1 protein-coding gene is annotated in these 1,339 nt (G+C 47.7%); it reads left to right on the forward strand.

From position 1 onward, the window contains the following. The first annotated feature begins 111 nt into the window (after positions 1–111). The gene (locus ACP7B7_RS31595; protein ID WP_426079360.1) at positions 112–1,320 is read left to right on the forward strand and encodes a hypothetical protein; all 1,209 of its coding nucleotides are present in this window, start codon (positions 112–114) and stop codon (positions 1,318–1,320) included. Positions 1,321–1,339 lie beyond the last annotated feature (19 nt).

A 1,339-nucleotide genomic window follows, 5' to 3' on the forward strand; every position in this document is an offset into this window, starting at 1 on the left:
ATCACATCCCATTCCTTCAGCGGATAGCTTGCGTCCTTGCTGGCCGGCGCCATCACCACCGCGCCTTCGATCCCCTTTAGCAAAGTCCCCTGCATACGAATTGATACATTCATGCGCACCGCGCTCTTTCTGGAATTCGTTTCGAATAGACTAAATTTTGGCACTCTCAGCGATGAGGAAATCCGGTTCATATTCGAAAATACAATGAGCCTTGACTCATTGTTGACAGAAAAAGAATTAGATGCCTTTTCTTTGAGCGCAGAGTCACGGGCACGTGCGCTCATCGCGGTTTTATCGTTGGCTCTTTATCGAGCGAAGTCGATCGACCCGGACGTTGACTTCGAATTTCGCGATGATTTCGTCGCCATGATCTGCGATGAATACGATGGATCAATTAAAAAGTTTATCGATTTCCTCGTCGAGGAATCCCCGCAAGTAGCAAATTATATGGTCAACTCATTGGATGAAGTGACCCTTGAGAAAATGTATTTGTTGGTGAAAAACGCTACCCAAGCCTCTGAAATCCGCAGTGAAATTTTGAGGACCGTAGGGACGAAGCTCAAGCGAGTTGAATTCTTTATTGAAGCAGACAGCATTCATACAAGATCGAAATTCGCAAAGTTGCAAAAATACTTCGACAGCAGCCGCATGTATGTCGATAGCATTGCCCTCAAGAAATGGCTCGACAGTAATCCATCTGTGTCGACGGAAGAGTATAAGACCATGGCAGCGAAGGACCAGCGCAGACAGGCTAGGAACGATCTAACAGAGCCATCGTCGCTGGAGTTGAAGGAGGAGGATGAGTACCTTGTTCTTCAGATTGCGAAGGATGCGTTCTACCAGTTCTGCACAAACAATGAGTTTGGTATCGAGTCGTATTTGGGTCGTCGGATTCGACACAATACACTGGAAGGTGTCACAACTGCCCCCGTGGTTGCCGTGCTAAAGAATGATGCTTACAGCATTTTACTCGGCTCGCCGGGCATGAAGCGCAATGTCGAAAGCTGGTTACAAGCATATCAGGATATTATTAATCGGCTTCGGCACGATAAGCTCCAGTTCGACGGGCCAACACCTCTTTTCGACTCAGAATTGAACGCTGGAGACAGTTTTACCAAGGAAAACATAAAGACGTTGATCGCACAGCTTCGTATCACAAATAGTGATGAACTATTGAATGACCTGATTATTGCGTTTTGCTGGCGTCAAATTACTCCGCAATTGGAAGGGGCTGCTCGAGAAATTAAGATCAAGGTTTTGACCGATTCGACGGCAGCACGTCGAAGCGCCCCGCTTCCGAACGCTGGCGTGCCGTCCTGACATCGGACTCGCCCAGCAT

The organism is Janthinobacterium sp. PSPC3-1, assembly GCF_049896105.1.
Classification (GTDB): Bacteria; Pseudomonadota; Gammaproteobacteria; order Burkholderiales; family Burkholderiaceae_D; genus Janthinobacterium.